The following is a 20,591-nucleotide window of genomic DNA, read 5'->3' as shown; positions in this document are numbered from 1 at the left end:
CACCCAGCCGTTCTGACACGAAATGGGTGGCGGACCGTACGGGGGTCAGAAACCGGCGTCCGAGGGAACCGGCCAGGCCGAAGCCTGCCCCGCACGGACCGCCATAGAAAAGCAGCAGCTAAGCCTATGTAAGCACTTAATAGCTGGCTATGGCGCTATGCGCCTCGAACAATTCAGGTTCTGACACCCGGCCACGGGATTGACCGTGACGGGACAAAGCGTAAATGTGAAGCAGTGACAACACAAGCATGCAGTATCAATAAGCTATACATCGAATGAAGCTGCCAGCCAGATGATGACGCTCGACGGTGACTGGTGGCCCTCCACCGCTTCAGGTCTGACCTAGCGACGAATAATGCAGAGTCCGACCACGCTGATAGAATCGGCATGGTTGTACATAACGCCCTTCTGAGAAATGTTATGAATACAGAATTGACGGAAGAAGAGATGCGCCGGGCGCTATTCGGTTATTCTCAGTCCCCTGCGCCAGCATTTAACACAAACGTGCAAGACACCGTCGCGGATGTCGTGATGGTACAACCGGTAAACGCAGCGAAGAAAAAGAAAGTCTCAAAAGGCTTCACGCCCAGGCTGAGAGTCACGCTGCGGGTGGGAAATGAATTTGAAGGCAAAATGCACGAGATGGTACATGAGGCCGATACGCTGAACTCACTAGTTGCGGAGCAAGAAGCTACAAAGACGGCCAGAAAAAAATTCAGGTTTGTGGAAGTTGTATCGGTCAAGTCGATGTGAGCGGCCCCTCTAATTTGGCACTAAATTGCTTTCTGTTACCGCGGGTCATCCGACCGACCAGTTCGTGTCGATTAAGGCCTTAAACCTCAGTTACGCTAATCATGTCGCAGGCTGGATTTAACACTGACGCTCCATCCAAAGTCTCGATACTTAACTGACCCCCAGCTCCCCGCCGCCGAGGATAGCGACGGGCAGAAACCGGCCAGAAGCGGTCATGACGGGAAAGGAGGCAGATTTATTTTTTTCATATAAAAATCTGCGTCTTTCACTATTACACTTACGAATTCCTTCGCGCTAACTTTTCCATCGTACATAGCTTTGTCGGTGCGCAGGTTCGCATAGCCCCACAAACTAACATAGTGAACTCACAAACTCTTGGATAGACGCAAAAGAAGCCCTATCCCTATGGGATTGTTTTGAAATAAGGAATTAGCAAACTCCCAGTTTAGAATTTTCCGTTTACTGCCAGCGCGGCACAACGCGGCGAACGATACCCACGGGCAACTTCTCGGGATTTAGTAGAGCTTCAGCATCAGATACAGGAAAGTCCTCGTAGAAAGGCAAAACTTGGTCGAACTCAGGCGCACCAGTAAGAATATGGCCATCACCACAGATAATCGGTGGGCGCTTGGGAAGCCTGATCAATGTTGGGACTAAGCTTTCCTGCTCCAGGATGTACTGATTGTTAGCAATCAGTGCTGGAATCGAATCGCGAAAATAGTTCGGACCGATCGCTGAAGCTTGGATAACGTTTTTCTTAAATTGCTCGTGACTCTGCTCGAAGAAAGAGCTGCGCTGAGTTTTCCAGTAGGGAAATAGCTCGAACACGAGGTCTTCGTCGAATTTGAGAGGCTTTCCTTGGCGTGCCGTATGTATCAGTCTCAAGAAGTGATAAATCAATCCTGCCTCAGGGCAGATTTCCATAATGTCTTTCATATTTGACTGCGGGTCGTACTTTTCGGCCCAATAAACTGCGCGCTTACAACTTTCCAGAAGCATGCCTGCAGGCATATGCAGCAATAATGTACAAACAGAAGATGCCAGAGAAAATGCTGAAACTAAGTCCTGCTCACATCCGGCTGCAGCGTAGGCATGCGCGATCGAATGATACTCTGGTTGAGTTGGATCTTTCGTAAACTCAAGTTCATCGTGGATGAACATTGCCTGCATCTCGGCCCACGAGGCATGCCCAACCATGAGCGGAACTGCATCCCTCATTTCTTGGAACGTAGCGCAGGTTTCGAGCATCGAACCCAGATAGATCGGGCTTTTGAACAGAATCTTCTCCTTCTTAACATCTAGCCCTGAGAAAAAACAGAGAGAAATGTGCTCGAGCATCTCGTGATACATCGGTACGCTGATCGACAAACTAAAGCGCCAAGGGTAATAAGCAATGCCATTTGTATGGTCGTGGCGTTCGATGAAGTGTGCTAGTCCAAGGTCTTTCTTGAGTTGAGGAATGAGTGGATTGTTTGGCTGAAGTGCCATCCCTAAGCCGAAGATTCGTTTGAGGGTTTTGAGACCGCGAACGGAACAGTTCATGTCCGCCCAGTGTCGTAACTCGTGAATCAAGGGCCGTAGCATAGTTTGACATCCCGTAACTGTACCGAGATTTTCCTTAGGGCTTTCGCTTGTCAATGCAGCCATGAACGCCTTGACGTTTGCCTCCTCAACGCGCTTTAAGTGAATGGTCTGCGTCATATGACAGTAGTAGGCGACCGTGCTGTTTTGGGCCAGCGAATCAAGCATGAACAACTCCTTGTTGGTGTTAGCGAAACGTGTAGCAGCCTTGGCGCAACACACTAAGGCAAAGCTTGACACGAACCGCCGGTCTCGGCGCACGGTATCATAGTGGTACTCTTCTGCGCCTTGCGATGGCGTGTCATGTCACGTATGTCTTGCGTAGAGGCAAATCCAGCAAAATTTCCACCGGCCGCTCCTGGCCGTTTTCTGCCTGTCGCCACCGGCAGAAATCGGCCAGAAGCTGGCACTGACCAATCCCTGATTGATACCTGCCTCGATCACGATTCAGGGTCGCGCAGAGTGTTAGCGGATTCGAGGTTGTGCTGAGCATCCACCTTGAGGTGTGCCTGATATATGTCGGGGGCGGGCTGCCAGCGCTCAGCTCTTTCAGCTTGGATGACTTTTGCTCGCTTTAAATGTCGGAACCGTGTTGCCTGTGAACCCGTCAGCACCGCAGCCAAGAAAAGCTCTACGTCGAATGGCTTACCGCGCACAGCTGGCCTACGCTCAGCGATGGTTAATGCCGAGCCATACAACTGGAGACGTGGAATGACGAAGGACGCCGAACACCCCCTCACTGAACTGATCTCCATCGCAGCCAAGGCTGGAATTGGAATGCTCCCCGGAGGAGGTTTGCTGACAGCGAGCTATGAAGGGTTGCAGCTGCTTAGTAAACAAGCGGCTGCGCAGATGGAGCGCCGGTCTGAAAAACGTTACCAGGAATTCATCCAAAGCGTCTTTGCTGGGGAGGTTACTCCGGAGGTCACGGAGCACCTGACAGCGGATGATTACACCGCTTTGCTGTCAGGTTGCATGGCAGATATGGAAAACGAGAAGGCCAAGTACTATGGTCGCCTGGCTGCGGCCATTGGTCGTGGCGAGGTGCAAGGGAAGAGCAGACGTTTCCTGATCATTACGCTCAGTCAGGTTTCAGATGAGCAACTGCAGATGCTCCGCAGATCCTATGTCGCGACCCGCTTTGACCTAAAACCGAGCCAAGGTAACGGTCATGTTGATCCTGTTGAGATACTGCACCTGAGTCACCCGGTACAAAAGCATGAATACGATGAGCTAGTTTCAAGGTTGATGTATGTTGATAAAAAACTGACTAAACTAGCTGAGGAATTGGTTCGGGCATGTTTTACAACTGAAGAGCTAAAACCATCCGCCATCGGCTATGTTGCCTGGTTCCCAAAGCTTGTGGACATTATCTTCGACACGAACCAATTCACTTTGGCTGAATCGTTAATAGACGGTTTTTGGTTGGAAGCAATTCGCACGTCAAACCGTTCAGTTGCCGTAATTGACCGTTCTGCAATTGCGAATTTTGCTTCTCCGCGTGTCATGGTGGTGGGATCGGAGGCTGCACCTGAATATTTAATAGAGCTCAAGGCACGCCTAAAAAATAATGACGTGTTGTTTGTATGTCTGCATGACCATGTGTTGCACATACAAGCCGATTATCCAGATAGCACCATTATTAATGCCGAAGGGTGGAGTATTCCTCAAATCACTGAAGCAGTGGTGAATCATGTGAAAGCGACCAATGGTCTATTAGAAGTCGCTTAGCGAGGGCGCAGGGGCTGAATCGCGTGCGTTGAGAAATAGATAATGCGAGACGGAGACATGCGGCTGTTGAGGGATTGCAGCTGAAATCCACCACCCTATCAATATCGGCCAAAAGCAGCTCTTAATGTAACGTCTGCTTTATGGCCGATTGCTGACTGTCACGGCCGACCGCAATCCCCCCTTACTGCCCCTAGCGGCAGGCAGAAAGCGGCCAGAAGCGATCGTTGAGGTGAGGCTGAGCTTAGCTGCTCCGGCTCACATAGCGTTCTCACTGCGGCGGGCAAATTTGGTGATTTTTCCGTTTGCCGGAGCAATGGCCGAAACAGCGGTGGCGCACCTCCCAGCGTGACAGCCACCTTGTAAAATGTGTGGCCTTCCCCCCCACGGAACTAATACATGGCATGGGCGCTGTCCTGACAAAGCCGTACCTGTTGGCAAGCTCCATCCGTGTTCTAGGTGAGTCGCGACTGTGTCAAATAGCGGATGACGATAGGAGTTCCGGGGCCCCGCAGAAAGTACGGATGCAGCGCCGCGCTTTGCTTTTGGATAAGTAGGGGAGTGCAGCCTGCCGCCATGGTGAGTCATGCACAGAGCGTTGAACGACTCCCCAGCCACAACAGAAGGAATGCAGGCGTAATCGGCATCGCCAGGGAGGAGACAGTTCTTGGGGCTACTACGCCGCCGACGCAGCGTGACTGCCAGCCCAGAATCGTTAGACGTCCGTCCAGTGCAACGCTCGATAGTGACCGCTCCAGCAGTGATAGTCCCAGGCCATGCAGCGTCCCAAATGTGCAAGGAACCTCGTTCATGCAACTCAGCAGCGAATGCCAGCTGGATTGGCTTCAAGGGCACTGGCGGTGTCAGCCAAGGCGTATTTAGAGCCTCAGGCCACCTTTGAGCTGAAGACCAGTGATCCCAATCCCAATGAGACAGAATGACCATGGGGTCGCAGGTGAAGCAGAAACCAGCAAAACCATCGGGGAATGTCTTTTTGTTCGTGAGCACCCCCCCTCCGAAATCTACGTAAAGTTGAGGAATGTGCAGATCATTATCAATGGCAGCCTGACACGAACCCTGCCCAACATCATAAAACGCAACTCCGCCAGCAGTAGATACCCTCGCTAAACGCTTTTTCAGAGAATACTGAGATTTACTAGAAGAGTTATATTTAGCCAGAGCTTGTGCGACTTCCCCTATTCCCCCCCTTTCTGCCCAGCCAAGCGGACGAGGCTCATGGAAAGATATTTTGACCGTCGCTCCTTCAGAAAGGAGAGTGGTGTAAATCCGCGCATCACTCTCCGAGCTAGAAGCGGGCTCGTACCCAAATTCGAACCACGCAATATCACCGGGGTTAGAACCCTCAGGAAATAGAGGAAGTTTGTAGCTAGTCAGCTCAAGTACTGATAGCGGTGCCGCCTGAAATAACTTGCTCCAACTCGGGCCATTCTCGCTCGCCTTAAAAGAGTTTAACCAAGAGGTATCGACACACTCAAGGTAGACTGGTTCAGCCTCATACGGCTGCAAACCGTCATCTAGCTCAGGAACTTCTATGGCAGCGTAAACGCGCCCTTTACGACGCGGCTCGCCATCTTCCTGGCCAGCAGAAGCAAAAAATTGGTTTTTGAACATAAGCGAGTGTATCCCTTTCTCTGCAATGCCAAGCTCGGAGTTTAGAGCCTACCAGTTTCTTGGTTAGGTTGCGGCTGTGCCTGCTGTACCCCGACGACCAGTGCTGCTCAAACTGGGCCAGCACAATTTGCTCTCCGCGAGTCACTAATCGCCCAATCGATATATCCTTCATTTTTCTTAAATTATTTGGATATCCAGCGCGCAGTCATTCACCTACGCGCATCACTGCGTTAAGAGATTAGACCTTGGTCTTGACTGACGTAGGGGGCATGTATGACTGCCAATGCTCTTTAAACTGCGCATGGACAATCTGCTCTCCTCGCCTTACTAGCCGCTCAATCCACTCTTTGTCCATTGCATTGAAATTGGTCGCATAGCCCGCTGTGGCCTCAGCGGTAACCATATCCAGGTTAGTAAATTTGAGGGTACTGTCCTTCTGACCGAGATAGGGCAACATGAAGCCCTTGAGCTTGCCTAGGTTTTTGAGGTCAAAAAGGCGTTTCATCGCTAGATTCTGGGCTCTTGCGAACACGCTCTCAAACGACGCCCCCATGCGCGCGCCCCACATTGAAGCGGGCTCAGTGACCTCGAGGCCATAACCTGCTCGGCAGGCAATAATCCAATCATGGCGTGGCACCGGGAGACTTTCCGAAAAGTCTCGGTCCGGCCAGAGCGGAGCCAAGCCCAGGTTGTCGTAAACGCCCCCGTCAGTGAGGGTAATCCTGTGCGCCTGCTCTTCCGAGGCCTTACTGAAAAGCAGACGCTGATCGAGAGCTGGAAGAAATGCCGGGTATGCTGCTGAAGCCACGACAGCATCAGCCAGCTCGACCCCTTCAGAGCTAGCGGATCCATACCGCCAGCAATGAAGGCGATCTCTGGTGTAGTAAAACGCTGCCTTTGCTCGCAGCTCACAAGCTATGACAATGAGCTGTGGTCGATCCTTTCGCAGGTCTTTCAGCAAACAGCCGTTGAGCGTTTTGCTGAAGACATTTCGCATGATGGTGGTACGGCTGGCCTTGCGCAGGAACGGCGCTGAATTAGGCCAATGCTCTCCCGCCCTCCACTTACGGAGTACCCGCTGACCAATTCGCCAGAAAAACGCCACCGCTCGCTCGACCACCAGCGCACTTGCATAAGCTACGGCTTTAACCCCGTCAGCAGAACTTAATGCCCTCCAGAGCGCAGGTTTGGCGAAGCCTTCACGAAGGATCTCACGTGTTCTGGCCTCGAAGGCCTCGAAGTCTCCAGGGTGGCTGCAATATAGGCCCGCCAATACGCTCCCACCCGAAACCGCGGTGATGGTAGACACCCGCTGAAGCACGCCTAAGTCATGCAATGCACGGAGGCAGCCCAAATGGAATGCCATAGCTCGAGAACCACCGCCCGACAGAGCTAGAGCTATCTTGTCGGTACCTTCATCCTGAGAAACCAGCAGGGAATCACTCACACTCATATGTCACCACTCCCTCCGCCACGCCACGCTCGTTCCATCCTGCACGAAGCCAACTGTCCCGCTCACCACAAATAAACATCACATATGGCGACCCTAGTGGCCCCAAATGGGTATCCAGGTGGGCAAAGACCTTCTCATCGTCAGCGCTAGGCCGAGCCGCCACACCTCCAGGGTGGCTATGCCACTCACCGATGTAATGCAAACGTCCAGCAGAACCGTCAGCCAACGCTTCAATACGCGGCTTAAGATCTTTGATACCTCGAATGAAATAGGTTGGCGCTTGCTTACTATCTGGAGGAGCAGGAAGTGCTGCAACAACGTGTAGCACATTGCGCACCAGGTCGAAGGTACCGATCAGAACACCTCCTGTCTCGTTCCTTCCAGATTGTCGACGCAGCTCACGCATTGTTCGAACGGCTTCGGCTGTAATTGTCACTCGGATCTGAGCAGTTTCAAACCGACTGACTGGTTGCACCGGCAAAGCCAATGCCTGTACAGCGCCTGTTTCCACAGTGAGCCTCCAGATTTTGAAGCTTGCATCATCGTTTTCAATGAGCTGCGCCAACTGCCCGGCAGCAAGACCACAAAGCGTCTGAAGCTGCCACGGTGGTAGCGGCCGCGAGAGGTCTTGGCATGCATTTGCATAGCGAATACGGTCAACCCGCGCAGCAGTCAGGTGCCCACACAGCTGAGCTTCGGTAGCCACAGCCCAGAAGTATTGAGCCTCAAGCTCATCGAGCTTGGTATCTCGAGCCTTATCCTCGGCAAGCACCACTAGATCAGAGCCATCAGGGCCGAAAAATGCACTGACTCCACGATTAACGGGCTGGTCCGATAACCAGCCCAACACCGCAGGTGAGGCGCTAAAATCCACAGAAATCTCGGAGTTTTGGAGCGCAGCATTGAGCGCGCCCGCGTGCTCACCAGGTGTAAAGACGTTGACGGGAATTGCTGTATTCCCACCTTCCTCTAGCACTTGCTCAAGGTCAATCTGCAACACTCTCGCTTTCGGAAAGCCTACCGAAGCATTCCTCTGCACCTGACGGACCGTGTTATGCGGCAACGTAATATCTCCGTCGACCAGCACCCAGGGCCCTATGCCCGAGCGGGTTGCGATCATTGCCACGTTCGAGCCGATCGCGCCGGCACCGATCGCCAGCAACGGAGTATCACTCTTATGTTCAGTACCGGCAAAGTGGCGGGCGGTGACACGATCGAGTCTCTGAACGATACGCCAAGGGTCCATGGAGATGGAGGAAAGATCTGCATTAGCAGTACTTCCGAAGAGCTTGGATGTAGTAAGCCCAGTTCTCGCTTCAGTGATGGTTACATCCAGCCGCTCCCCTAGCTGGGCAAGGTTCTCACCAAGCGTGTAACACCAAACCTCCGGCTGCTCATCTGGCCCATCGGCCCTCCGCCGCTTGGGCACCGTGAGAATTAACATCGGTTGCCGGCTTTCTGCACCATTCAACTGCTCAGGCTCCAACAACCATCGAGCCAAGTCTTGAACCAAATCAAACCCTAGGTCCAGGCAGAGGCGCTGTAACGCCCCTAAATCATAAGGCGTTCTGGCTAGACCACGGTGGAGCAGTCCAGGAAGCTGCGGTGTATAGATGGCGAAATTATTACCCTCTACATTTTTCTCGGGCTTCTCCCTAGACATTCCAATAGTGGTATGGCCTTCGTGCTTGAATGCAATCTGGATATACCACGGGCCGAGCATCTCCCCTGAGGGAATGATCAGCGTGTTTGAACCCGAGTGAATCAGCGGTTCCAGAAACTGGCCGTCATCATGCACCGTGCCTGCGGCCATCGAGGAGAACCAGGATCGAATCCTTTCTATCAAGGCTTGGCCAGTGAGGTTCGTCGCCAAGTCGGTCCAACCCTCCTCCCAGATGCACAAACCCAGGCCACCGTTTACGTCACGATCCAGGTTGGTGTGAACCATACCTACAGGAAAATCCTCACGACTCGACAGCACCCGTGGCTGCCAAGAGTCGTCGTTGTACATGAAGACAAGCTGGATTGGCTCCCGTGGTTGTATCAATACCTGGCGCCGCTGCTCCAGCTCGATCTCAAGCTCAATGTCGAGAATGTCGTGAGTACCGTTACGGCTCACCTTCGTCAAAGTTGCATAAGGGTGGTTCGGCGATTCACTCAGGTACCGCACTACTGAGCGAGCCAGAGAGGACCGCGGCGCTTCGTACTCCTGGCTCATGGTCAAATTCCCGCGCGTGGTGCGGGGGTGGTGATGATCACCTTCGGCGTCTGCTTACGGACTTTGTAGCCGGTGCTCTTGATTTCAATGACCAGCGGTTCTGGCTTCGTCTTGGTCGGATGCTCCATGGAGACGACCCACTCCCCACCCAGCTTTTTGGCTACATCTTTGTAATATGCGGCTGCCTGGCGGTGCGGAGGCTGCTTATCTTGGTCGTCAGTCGGGATGACCTTACTGGTAGATACCAAGAGCCCACCCGGCTGGCCGGCTTCTTCGTAGAGCCATTTCGACGAATCAGAGGGAACAGTCTTCTCTTCGCCTTTTTCGTCGCTCAGAGCCGTATAGCTACAGTGGTGCGGGATGTTGTTGATGTCCCACTCAAGGCGGTGCTCACGGTCGTGGTATCGGGTGACAAACACAATGTCATCGATGACGTCGTGGGGTACATCTGCCGATAGGATCATCTTGGTCTGCTGACCTTCGACCTCAAACGTAGCCTGCATAAACAGCGCATCGGCGTTGCGAACGCGAACGACGTCGTCACCTTCGCGCTTACCGAACGGCGAATGGACGAAGAATTCAACACCATCATGAGCAAGGTTGAATTCTGGGCAAGTTGTGCCTGCATCGCTAATTAAGTTGCGGCGCTTGGCCGGGTCGATGTCCCGCTCGGTGAGGAAATCATCCAACTCCGAAGGACGAGAGAACACCCGCACTCCTTCCCCCTGAAGGAATCGGTGGCGCGCCTCAGAACGAAGGGTACGAGCTTGACCTTCGACCCCCACCTCCAGGACGGCATGCGCTGGGACCCAAAGAGTTTTGATCTTAATGCGATCGTCGCCTTGGTACTTGGCGGCATGATCCAGCCAGAAAATCTCTTTCGCGCGGTTACAATGGTCTTTATCGAGGTGGGTGAACGCGACCACGTCAATCGTCTTGTCGTCACCCAGGATGTCCCGCAGCTCCTTTTCCAAGTCGCAACGCTTGTCCTCAGGATCATCAGCTTTATGCATGTCAGCAAAGTCGAAGAGAATTCGACGTCCATTGGCCAGCTCGATGAGACAGGTATCGGCGTTGCCGATGGGGAAAAACCGAACAATATGCATACTAGGTCCCTTAGAACGGAGCGTCGTTCGACTGGCTTTAGGCCATTATTGGCCACAATTGGAAATTACTACATGTTGTGCCAGAAAATCAATAGAGGCACAAAATAAGCGATTTAGTCAGGAATTCTTGCCTTTCAGGGGAGATACTTACCCCCTGACTTAACCTAAATCCCACCACCAACGGCCTTGCAGAAGGGTGAGATCCAAGTCTTGTGGCACAGGTGCGCATCTCTGACAGTGGTTTGCTGGGTACAACCGGGGGCTACAGCCATGTGTATCAACTCAAGTTGAATGCCCACTCCCTTTTTGCTATCAAGTCGACCTTACTCAGGAAGCTACGCAATGGATAGCACGCAACAAACCTTGGCCAACGCCTACCGCGAAATACTCACAGGCCTGTCGCAGCACTGGCTCGACCGTAGCTGATCCCACGAAGCGGAATACGCCAAGCTTTCTGGCCTTTTTCTCCCGGGCACCTCGCCTGCATACCATTTGCACCGCAGAAAATTCTGGTGGTCGGGCGCGAAACCCGCCGTTGGGACGTGTTGGAAGGGGATGACAAATTCGAGAACTTGGAAACCTACATCTGCAAAGCGATGGCAGTACAGCAAGATTACCTCGCCAGGTTCATATTAAAACCCAAAGACCGAGGCGAAAGCTTCTTCAACTTGCTGCGCAACTTGGCCGAGGATCATGGTACGCAAAGCATCGCTTGGGCAAATTTGTTCTGCTTCGCTTGGAACAAAAAGTCTCCGATGCACTAGAAGCACTTTGAAAAAGTGCTGGAGATATCGGAGCAATTGCTAAAAGCTCAAATAAATATTTTGCAGCCCGATGTCATTATCTTCGCAAACGGCGCCAGCAGTGCGAGGTTTCGCCAGGGTATTTTCCCCATAAGGGCGAATCGAGTGTATGTAGCGAGTTGGGTGACTTCTGCGAGCAGGGGATTCCGCTTAACCAACTGTGGCGATTCAATTTATACCAGCGCATTCAATGCTTTCGAATCCAGCACCCTAGCAGCATCAGCGCACCGTCTCGTGCAGTACGTCGTTTTTTGCTGGAGCAGTTACGCGTTGGTGGTGAAGGCGGGTGAACTCTATTAATTCGCCCCGCATGACCGCCGCAGTCTAATCAGTCGACCGACCACTTCTGGCCGTTTTCTGTCTGTTACTGAACGTTGAAAACGCCCCGACGCTGACAATGGCTATATCCCCGGAGTAATTCTCGTGCGAAACGACGAAGGCGTTATAGAGATTAATCCTGAGGCTTATCTGCGGGGGGCTGTTGCGTACTGAGTTGCTCGGTGATTAGCCGGACTAACAGATCATGCAGCGGGCTTAGATCCAGCTTTCCTGTAGGCAGCGACGCATCAACACGCTGTAGTGCATCGACGTATTCATCTCGGTTGCGACAAATCAGCTCAGGAAGGATCGTAGTCCCTGGTAGCCAGCTTCCGGACTTCACACACAACACGAAATAGCAGGCAGCCCTAGCTGTTCGACCGTTGCCATTGATAAACGGGTGAATGTGGTTTAGTCGCCAAAGCACGTATGCCGTTAGCGTCACTGGGTCGGATTGCTCCCAGCTCCTATTCACTATATTCACAAAATCGTCCATGAGCGCCTCGACACGGTAGTGCTCGGGGGGCATATGATTGCCTACGACGACTTGGCAAGGACGGTACTCGCCTGCATTTGTATGCAGGCAAGTAATGGCATGAAAATTCAATGCCTTGATGATGTGGTTCGACAGAAACGCTCGGTCCACAGCCAATGCTGCACCCACTATAGACCGCAAAAAGTCGTACTGCCGATTGCCATTGGAGACTTCCAGTTCTTGGTAGACTGGATTTTGCTCGGTGTTTCCGCATAGCTCGAAGAGGATCAACGTTTCGCCCCTTCGACTCCTTCCTGCTCAAAGATCAGCTTGCGAACCTGTTCGCGGGTTATGCCGTTCTTCGAGCCAACAGACCCGTAAACGAACGATACACGCTGTTCCAATACTTCTTCGGCCGTCTGCTTATGTTGCGCAGCCCCTTTGAGCGCAAGCAACAGATCTGGGCTCGTATTCAAGTCCAAGAAATTCTTTGCCACGTTGACCTCCTTTGCGCTGGTTGACCTATTCATTCGACACCGGTGCACGCCTGATGTCCTCTTTATTTATCGATCCCGCTGACAAATAGCGCAAGAAAATTTACGTTCCCGGCGCCAGACACCGACGCGGGGGCCGATAGGCTATGCAGCAGATTGTAGCCTGTTCTCACGCTTTGCCTCTGTGTGTTTTAGTACCTACTGTCGATCTGTAACGCCGATGAGAACCGCCAAGGGCATGCATCGCTCCGACCACGCGCAGCCCTTTGCAGACAATATGGGGGCAGGCTTTAGCCGGGTCGACGCTACCCATTCGTCCCTCGTCTGTCGACGGTCTGCTTTTGGCCGGTTTCTGCCTGTTGCCGCCTTCCGACTCGGATCGATTGCCACCCGTTGTCCCGACTGCTGCGAGAAGATCACTGCTTATCATAGATGCGAAGCAAGGTTTTCAGATCGAATATAGGCGGGGGTCAACGGAGTGCTATCTCATGAGGTATTCCATTTGGTATTCCAATCAAAATACACAAATAATATTTAATTTAATAATCAACAAGATAAATTACCGTTTCAGATTACCCCGGCCCACCACTTCATCATCTAAAGACGTCCACGGACGTCTTTTTTTTTGCCTGAAAATATCTACCACACCGGACTAGATCAAACACCAGAAGCAGATCTCACCGCTACAACCATAATCTCAACCAGCACCTCCGGCCGCGCCAGACGTGCCTGAACAGTGGCCCGTGCCGGAGCACTACTCGCTGGCAACCAGGCGTCCCATACCGAATTCATCAGCGCGAAATCACGATCAATGTCTTTGAGCCAGATCTGCGCGCTCAAAAGCTGGCCCTTGTTGCTGCCCGCCAGTGACAACAAGGCTTCGATCTTGGCCAGCACCTGCTGCGTCTGTTCTTCGATGCCAACCTGTAGATCAGTGGGCACCTGGCCGGAGAGGTAGAGCAGATCGCCGTAACTGACCACGCCGGACATCCGCGCGCTGCTCTGAAAACGTTGAATCGTTGCCATCGGTTTTACTCCATGAATTGAGAAAGCTAAGGCGCCGTGCTGCCGATCAACCGGACCAGACGCTGGGCACTACCGAATGCCAAGGTCATGCCCAGCGCACCCTGGCCGCAATTGACGTACAGATTGTCACAACCACTGACGGCCAGAATCGGCCGCCCGGTGGGGGTCGCCGGACGCCAGCCGGTCCAGGGCTGACAATCATTGGAGTTCCATCCCCGGCCGAATAATGCCTGCGTCGAGGCTTTCAGTTGTTCGATGCGCTTAACGGGAATCGAAGCATCCAGCCCACACAACTCGACCATCCCCGCGACGCGTAAGCGATCGCCGATCCGGGCGAACACCGTTTTACGCCGCATGTCCGTAACGCTGACCGTCGGTGCATTCATCGAGTCAGTGATCGGCAACGTAATGCTGTATCCCTTGAGCGGGTAGACCGGCATGCGCACACCGAACGTTGATAACAACCCCGCACTGTAAGCGCCAGCCGCCAGCACCACTGCCTGCGTCCCTAAGAGACCAGGGCCGTCGATGGCGTGGTGGATCTCCAACGCGGTGATGCGCCCGCGTTCACGTCGGAAAGCGGCAACCTCGCTGTCGAACAGAAAACGCACACCCTGCTTGCTCAGTAACCTTGCAAGCTCCTGACAAAGCTTGCGCCCATCGACCGCGCATTCGCTGTCGGTATGGATCGCACCATGAAACGCCTTCTTATAGCCCTCAAGTGCAGGTTCGATCGACAGGGCTTCGGCGGGACTCACTATTTTTTGTGGCCTGGAGCCTTGGGCGGCCTGGAATTTCACCTGCTCGCCGGCCTTGCGCAGGCTTTCAGCATCCGGGTACAGAACCAGTTTGCCGGTACGGGCGAAATCGCATTGCACCTTTTCCTGACTGATGAATGCGTCCAGCGCCAGCCGACTTTCATGCGCCAGTTCCAGCAATTCGACGGTGGTCTGACGCGAAATGGACGTCCGGCAGGCCGCGAGAAATTCCATACACCAGCGCCATTGTTCCACGCTCCATTGCGGCGAAAACTTCAGCGGGCCGTTGCGCTCCAGCAGCATCTTTGGAATGCCCGGCAACAGCGAGGGATCCGCCAACGGTTGCACGTAGCTGTAGCTCAGTTGCGCCCCATTGGCCGCGCTGGCCCCCATGCCCGCCTCCCCTGCACGATCGATAACCGTGACGTTATGACCCGCCTTGTGTAAAAACCAGGCACTGCTCAAGCCAACGATTCCGGCGCCGACGACACAGATTTCCATTACGCCACCACCCTGTCCGACAGGTCCCAACCCACAGGCCGCAATTGGTGCCAATCACTGACTTGCTGATAGGCGTGGGCGATCCGCAGGACCAATGGTTCGGCGAAAGCACGACCGACAATCTGCATCGAGACCGGCATGCGTTGCTCGTCGAAGCCCGCCGGCAGCGCCACTGAACAGAGATTGAGCAGGTTGGCGAAACGGCCGAGCAAGGCCAGGGGCGTACCGTACTCATCGACCTGATTCAACGGCACACTGCCAATGGCGTTGGTCGGAAACGCACAGGCATCGACATTGGACATGGCCTCTTCCATGGCTCGACGGGCAACGCGTCGCTGGTTGTGCAAGTTGATATAAGCCGCCGCGTCGACGGCGCGTCCGCTCAACACCCGACGCTGCACATGAGGATCGAAGCGCAGATCATCACGCTCGAACAAACTGCCAAGGCTGGCATAGCCTTCGGCGCTCATAAGGCCACCGGCGACACGCATGCACTGATCCAGCGAAGTCGGTAGCGGCTGTTCGACCAGATGCATGCCCAGTTCGGCCAATTGCTCAAGCCCCTGGTCATAGGCTGCCAATACGCCAGGCGCGATGTGTACGCGCTCGGTCTGTGGCAGCACCCAGATGCGCAGACCGGCCACCGGAAGATTCAAGCCTGCCGCGGCGCTGAACACTGGCGACTTGGCCGAGACCGGATCCAGCGGGTCCGGCCCCAGCAGCGCGTCAAGCATCCACGCGGCGTCTTCGACGGTGTGGGTAATCGGCCCCACCGAATCCAGCGATGGACACAACTCAATCAAACCGTGACGGCTAATCAACCCACGTGTGGTTTTCAGGCCAACCAGACCACACATACCTGCGGGAATCCGCACCGAGCCGCCGGTGTCGGTGCCCAATGCCGCGCTTGCCAACCCGCCGGCCACGGCCACTGCTGAACCACTGCTGGAACCCCCTGGAGCACGATGCACGTCGGCGTCCCACGGATTCCACGGCGTGCCCATCACGGCATTGGTGCCCCATCCCCCGAAAGCGAATTCAACGGTGTGGGTCTTGCCCATGATGATCGCCCCGGCGCGCTCCAGCCGCTGCACTGCCGTGGCGGTGAGCCGCGAGATACGCGGCGTCTGCGCCAGCGAACCACCGGTTATGGCCTTGCCGTCGATCTCGAACAAATCCTTGATCGCGATCGGAATGCCATGCAGTGGACCCAGGTCGATACCTGCGGCCCGCTGCCGATCGGCAGCGATGGCGGCACCGAGCGCGCGCTGAGGATAGGCCTCGACATAAGCATTGAGTTGCCCGTTGAAGCGCTCGATTCGCTCCAGTTGCGCGCAGACCAGGGACTCGCTCGTGAGTGCTCCGGACTCCAGTGCTTGCCGCAACTGGCCAATGCTGTGGGAAGCGGTTCGATCCATGATGCTCATGTGTTCAACCTCGAATGGTTTTGCGTCCGCGAGAAAATCGTACTTCCAGCACTCGCGACAACAGAGAAAGAGGGAAAGCGATGACGAAATAGAACAACCCCACCAGCAGGAAAATATGCATGGGCAAAAAGGACTCGGAGGCGATGGCCCTGGCCGCCAGCATCAACTCATCGGTGGCAATCAGGGCGCACAGAGAGCTGTCCTTCAGAATCGACACGTAGGCATTGAGCAACGGCGGCAACATGCCGCGAATGGCTTGCGGAAAGATCACGGCGGTGAAGGCTTGCACTGGCGTCAGGCCGGTGGCGATGGCCGCCTCACGTTGGCCGCGATGCAAGGAGTCCAGTCCACCGCGCAGGATTTCCGCGACGTAGGCCGAGCCCTGCAAGCCCAAACCGATGGCTCCGGCCCAGTAACCCGATAGCGTCAGCCCGAGACTGGGCAAGGTGAAATACAGCGCCAGCAGCAACGCCAGGAGCGGCACCGCACGCATCCCCTGAATGAAGGACACCGCCAGACGCTTGAGCAATACGCTGGGACTCTTCATCGCCCAGGCCAGTAACGCGCCCAACAGCGCCGCCAGGGCGAAGCCTGTCAGGGACAACTCGGCGCTGACCCGTGCGCCGAGTAGCAGGCGCGCGATCCAGTCGCTCCAGTATTCCGGGTATTGCTGGAAAAAACTGATCATCGCGCCGCCCCCAGATGACGTTCAAGTCGGATGAATCCCACGCCAATTGGCAGGATCATCGCCGCGTAGATGCACATCACCGCCAGGTAAATCAGCGAGGTCTGGAACGTGGAGGTCACCAGATTGCGGGCAAGGAACATGATTTCCGGCACGGCAATGGCCGAGGCGATGGACGTATCCTTGATCAGTTGCGTGACATAGTTGGCATACGCCGGCAACGCAACGCGCAGGGCCTGGGGCAAGAGGATGTAGCGCAGAATCTGCATACGGTTCAGGCCGACGGCCTGCCCGGCTTCATGCTGGCCGACGTGCAGCGATTGCAGGCCGGCGCGGAAAGTGTCGGCCAGCACTGCGCTGCCTACCAGGCTCAAACCGACGATGGCCGCCAGCCACGCGGGCAAATTGATGCCCAGGTAGGACAGCCCAAAGTAGATCAGAAACAGGTGCGCCAGCGCAGGCACGTTGCGCATCCATTCGATGAAACTGGCAATGGCGCCGTGTACCAGTCGCGATCGGCTGAACGTCAGTAAAACCGCCAGCACCAGGCCACCGGCACTGGCCAGCACCAAGGTGCAGAGGGCAATTTCCAGCGCACTCATTGCGCCTTTCAACAGCAAGGGCAACAGCCCGAGGAAAGCTTCCAGATTCGCCATCAAGCGCTCTCCACAGCCATACGCCCAAGAAAGCTGCGGGTACGTTCGTGACAAGGGTTGTCGATGACTTGCGCCGACGGCCCCTGTTCGACAATGCGCCCGCCGTCCATGAAGATCACCCGATCCGCCACATCGCGGGCAAACCGCACTTCGTGGGTGACCATGATCATGCTGCGGCCTTCTTCCGCCAGCTCACGAATCACCGCCAACACTTCGCCCACCAACTCGGGATCCAACGCCGAGGTCGGTTCGTCGAACAGAATCACTTTCGGTTGCTGAGCCAAGGCCCGGGCGATGGCGACCCGCTGTTGCTGACCACCGGACAATTGCTCGGGATAAGACTCGGCCTTGTGCCGCAGATGGACTTTTTCCAACATCGCGTCGGCCAACTCATACGCCTGCTTGCGCGGCATACCCTGGGCCTTGATGGGACCGAGCGCGACGTTATCGCGCACGTTCAAGTGCGGCCAGAGGTAGAACAACTGGAACACCATGGCGATCTCGCGGCGCTGCGGAGCCATCTCCCGGTCACTCATCAGACGCAAACGCCTGCCGTCCTTGACCTGCCCGATCAGCTCGTCCCCCAGCCAGATCTCGCCACGGGTAGGTTTTTCCAGGTAATTGATGCAACGCAGGCAGGTGGACTTTCCAGATCCGCTCGGGCCAATCAGCGACAGGGTCTCACCGGGCTTCAACTCCAGGCTGATGCCCTTGAGCACTTCCAGATCGCCATAGTTCTTGTGTAATTCGTGCACGCGCAGCAACGCGGTGTCAGACGGGTTCGACATTTCGGCTAACCTCTTTTTGTTATAGGCGTGGCGATGAATCGGTGCATCCGCCGGAGTCCTCCCCATCGCCTCACACACTTATTTGCAGCCAGGTAACGTCCAGTCCGCAGGGCGATCGACGCCGAGCCGCAGGTCCTTGCCTTCGGGCATGAACCAGACATCCTGGGTCAGGCCGTAGCGAGCGCCGATCTTGCGCATCTCACAGTTTTTCCAGAGCGTCTGAATCTGCGCGTTGACCGCCGTCACCAGTTCCGGACTGGCCTTGTTGAAGCCGAACACCACCTGACCCAAGCCCGTCAGCAGTGGGAAATTCGGATCGTTGTCGACAAAGGCGTTGAAATGCAGGTGCCATTGCTCATTGCGGGAAATGGCGTATTGCATGACCGGTGGATCGCCGATCACCGCATCGATACGTCCGGCGAGCAGATCGCGAACGGCCGCATCGGACGTGTCGTAAAGGGCGACTTGCAGGCCATCGATCTTGCGCATCTCAGGGATGAACGAAAAGCCGGTGATGGTCCCGACTTTCTTGCCTTGCAAATCCTTGAGGCTGTTCCAGTTGGTCTTGTCTGTCTGGGTGATGCCGTTTTTGAAGTAGTGAATAGGATCGCTCAAGGCCATGATTTTCGAGCGTTGTTCGGTCCAGCCCATGGTGCCTGCCATGACATCCACTCGTTTGGACTGCACCGATGCAATCGTCCCCGACCACTCCATCAACGCCGGCTTGACCTTGAGCCCCAGGTTCTCGGAAATTTGTTGAAGGATTTCACCGTCATAGCCGACCATCCGACTATCTTGATACCCTGTTCCTGGCATATCACCACTGAAGGCGATGGTCAGGCTTCCCGGCTCTACTGTCTGCAATGCGAACACCGGTGCCGCAGCCAGCACAGACACCAGAAAACCGGCAAAAATGCCGGAAAAACGCTGAACGTTGGACGTCTTCATCGGATGCTCCTCGATAGTTTTTATTGTGGCAGCAGAACGTTTCGCATGGCCCCATCGTAGTGGGACCGGCGCTATAACTGGTTGGATGCTTTGCACGAATGATTGAATATTTGCGACATTCTGACGGTGCAGAGAACGGGACATCCCAGGCAAGCCTCGTGGACGGGCTCGATCATGGGCAGGCGCGTCATCCACCCACGCGCCGCGGCACCGCCGAGCTGTCTATTGGCATCATGTTGTGGCCACGCTTCCCCTTGCTGTCACTGTCAGGACTGACCGATGCGTTGCGGCACGCCGCCGATACCGGTGATCAAAGCCGCCCCATACGCTGCCAATGGAAAGTACTCGGCACGCCCGGGCAAAGAGTCATTTCCAGTAGCGGACTGGACGTGCCCATCGACAGCGAACTCGCTGACCCGGCGCGTTTCGACTACATCGTGGTGATTGGTGGATTGCTCGACTCCATCGAGGCGGTGCCGAAAACCTATCCCGCGTTCCTCCACCAGGCCGCGGCGGCACAGGTGCCGTTGATCGGCCTGTGCACCGGCAGCTTCGTGCTCGCGCGACATGGCCTGATGGAGGGGCGAACGGCGTGTGTCCACGCCTACCATGGCGACGACTGGAAGCGGCTGTTTCCCTCGTCGCGCTTTGTCATCAACAGAGACTTTCTGATCGACCAGGACCGGATCACCTGCGCGGGTGGCGTGTCAGTGATCGAACTGGCCCTTCATCTGATCGGCCTGCATTGCGGACCGGATCGAGCGGGCAAAGTTGTGCACCAGATGACGGTGGCGAAGAACACGTCCAACAGTTTCGTCGACCGACGCAAGGCGCTCGGCTACGCCAGCTCCTCCAACCGTCGGCTGCACGAAGCCGTGATGCTGATGGAAAAACACATGGCCCAACCCCTGGATATCGAGGCCATTGCGCATCTGGTCGGCACCAGCAAGCGGCAATTGGAACGCCTGTTTGTCGCTGAAACCAACAACAGCCCAGCCCAGTTCTACCGCCAGGTTCGACTCAGGTTTGGCAGATGGTTGCTCGTGAGTTCCGATCGCCAGATCGGCGAGATCGCCTTTGAATGTGGCTTCGCGGATGCCCCGCATTTTATTCGGCACTTTCAGAGCATGTTTGGCATGTCACCAGGGAAGTTACGCAAGGCCCTGATGCAACAAGATGGGAAATAACGGCGCAAGTGACCGTAACCCTCGGTATAACGCCATTGTTGGAGAAACCGCCTT

General features: G+C 55.2%; 17 protein-coding genes. 3 read left to right on the top strand and 14 right to left on the bottom strand.

Going from position 1 to position 20,591, the window contains the following annotated elements; all coding sequences use genetic code 11:
• The first annotated feature begins 420 nt into the window (after positions 1–420).
• On the top strand, positions 421–753 hold the full coding sequence (locus ACWNZ1_RS22785; protein WP_095669251.1) for a hypothetical protein: 333 nt from the start codon (positions 421–423) through the stop codon (positions 751–753).
• Positions 754–1,212: 459 nt separating this feature from the next.
• On the opposite strand, the gene ACWNZ1_RS22780 is transcribed toward ACWNZ1_RS22785, so the two are convergent.
• Entirely contained in the window at positions 1,213–2,502 is a 1,290-nt protein-coding gene (locus ACWNZ1_RS22780) for a hypothetical protein (protein ID WP_095667579.1), read from the bottom strand.
• A gap of 543 nt (positions 2,503–3,045) precedes the next feature.
• On the opposite strand from ACWNZ1_RS22780, the gene ACWNZ1_RS22775 reads away from it, so the two are divergent.
• Entirely contained in the window at positions 3,046–4,065 is a 1,020-nt protein-coding gene (locus tag ACWNZ1_RS22775) for a hypothetical protein (RefSeq protein ID WP_456027912.1), read from the top strand.
• Between the two features lie 255 nt (positions 4,066–4,320).
• Here the strand turns inward: ACWNZ1_RS22775 and ACWNZ1_RS22770 are convergent, their stop codons facing one another.
• From ACWNZ1_RS22770 to ACWNZ1_RS22710, 13 genes are all read right to left on the bottom strand, one after another.
• Positions 4,321–5,694, bottom strand: a complete 1,374-nt coding sequence (locus ACWNZ1_RS22770) for a ComEC/Rec2 family competence protein (protein WP_143519871.1) — start codon at positions 5,692–5,694, stop codon at positions 4,321–4,323.
• Positions 5,695–5,932: 238 nt separating this feature from the next.
• Positions 5,933–7,147 (bottom strand): patatin-like phospholipase family protein, encoded by a 1,215-nt coding sequence (locus tag ACWNZ1_RS22765; protein ID WP_095667582.1) that lies wholly within the window; start codon positions 7,145–7,147, stop codon positions 5,933–5,935.
• Positions 7,134–9,365 carry a Mov34/MPN/PAD-1 family protein gene (locus ACWNZ1_RS22760; RefSeq protein WP_095667583.1) on the bottom strand — a complete coding sequence of 744 codons (2,232 nt, stop codon included), beginning with the start codon at positions 9,363–9,365 and terminating at the stop codon, positions 7,134–7,136. The genes ACWNZ1_RS22765 and ACWNZ1_RS22760 overlap by 14 nt, the downstream gene beginning before the upstream one ends.
• A gap of 2 nt (positions 9,366–9,367) precedes the next feature.
• Entirely contained in the window at positions 9,368–10,471 is a 1,104-nt protein-coding gene (locus ACWNZ1_RS22755; RefSeq protein ID WP_095667584.1) for a ComEC/Rec2 family competence protein, read from the bottom strand.
• Positions 10,472–11,725: 1,254 nt separating this feature from the next.
• On the bottom strand, positions 11,726–12,358 hold the full coding sequence (locus ACWNZ1_RS22750; protein WP_095667586.1) for a Fic family protein: 633 nt from the start codon (positions 12,356–12,358) through the stop codon (positions 11,726–11,728).
• On the bottom strand, positions 12,355–12,564 hold the full coding sequence (locus ACWNZ1_RS22745; protein WP_143519873.1) for a hypothetical protein: 210 nt from the start codon (positions 12,562–12,564) through the stop codon (positions 12,355–12,357). The genes ACWNZ1_RS22750 and ACWNZ1_RS22745 overlap by 4 nt, the downstream gene beginning before the upstream one ends.
• A 654-nt stretch (positions 12,565–13,218) precedes the next feature.
• On the bottom strand, positions 13,219–13,587 hold the full coding sequence (locus ACWNZ1_RS22740) for a RidA family protein (protein ID WP_456027911.1): 369 nt from the start codon (positions 13,585–13,587) through the stop codon (positions 13,219–13,221).
• Between the two features lie 26 nt (positions 13,588–13,613).
• Entirely contained in the window at positions 13,614–14,846 is a 1,233-nt protein-coding gene (locus tag ACWNZ1_RS22735) for a D-amino acid dehydrogenase (protein ID WP_256454235.1), read from the bottom strand.
• Complete coding sequence (locus tag ACWNZ1_RS22730; protein ID WP_456027910.1) at positions 14,846–16,273, bottom strand: amidase; 1,428 nt, start codon at positions 16,271–16,273, stop codon at positions 14,846–14,848. Before ACWNZ1_RS22730 ends, ACWNZ1_RS22735 begins: the two co-directional genes overlap by 1 nt.
• A gap of 4 nt (positions 16,274–16,277) precedes the next feature.
• Positions 16,278–16,961, bottom strand: a complete 684-nt coding sequence (locus ACWNZ1_RS22725) for an amino acid ABC transporter permease (RefSeq protein ID WP_265072680.1) — start codon at positions 16,959–16,961, stop codon at positions 16,278–16,280.
• A complete protein-coding gene (locus ACWNZ1_RS22720) occupies positions 16,958–17,614 on the bottom strand; it encodes an amino acid ABC transporter permease (protein ID WP_280944672.1) in 657 nt (218 codons plus the stop codon). The genes ACWNZ1_RS22725 and ACWNZ1_RS22720 overlap by 4 nt, the downstream gene beginning before the upstream one ends.
• Entirely contained in the window at positions 17,614–18,402 is a 789-nt protein-coding gene (locus ACWNZ1_RS22715) for an amino acid ABC transporter ATP-binding protein (protein WP_456027909.1), read from the bottom strand. The genes ACWNZ1_RS22720 and ACWNZ1_RS22715 overlap by 1 nt, the downstream gene beginning before the upstream one ends.
• 78 nt (positions 18,403–18,480) lie before the next feature.
• Positions 18,481–19,350 (bottom strand): substrate-binding periplasmic protein, encoded by an 870-nt coding sequence (locus tag ACWNZ1_RS22710; protein ID WP_456027908.1) that lies wholly within the window; start codon positions 19,348–19,350, stop codon positions 18,481–18,483.
• 98 nt (positions 19,351–19,448) lie between these two features.
• Between ACWNZ1_RS22710 and ACWNZ1_RS22705 the strand changes: the two genes are divergently transcribed.
• Positions 19,449–20,537 (top strand): GlxA family transcriptional regulator, encoded by a 1,089-nt coding sequence (locus ACWNZ1_RS22705; protein WP_456027907.1) that lies wholly within the window; start codon positions 19,449–19,451, stop codon positions 20,535–20,537.
• Positions 20,538–20,591 lie beyond the last annotated feature (54 nt).

The organism is Pseudomonas sp. CFBP 5748 (assembly GCF_053850495.1).
This window is presented reverse-complemented; position numbering and strand designations above follow the sequence as displayed.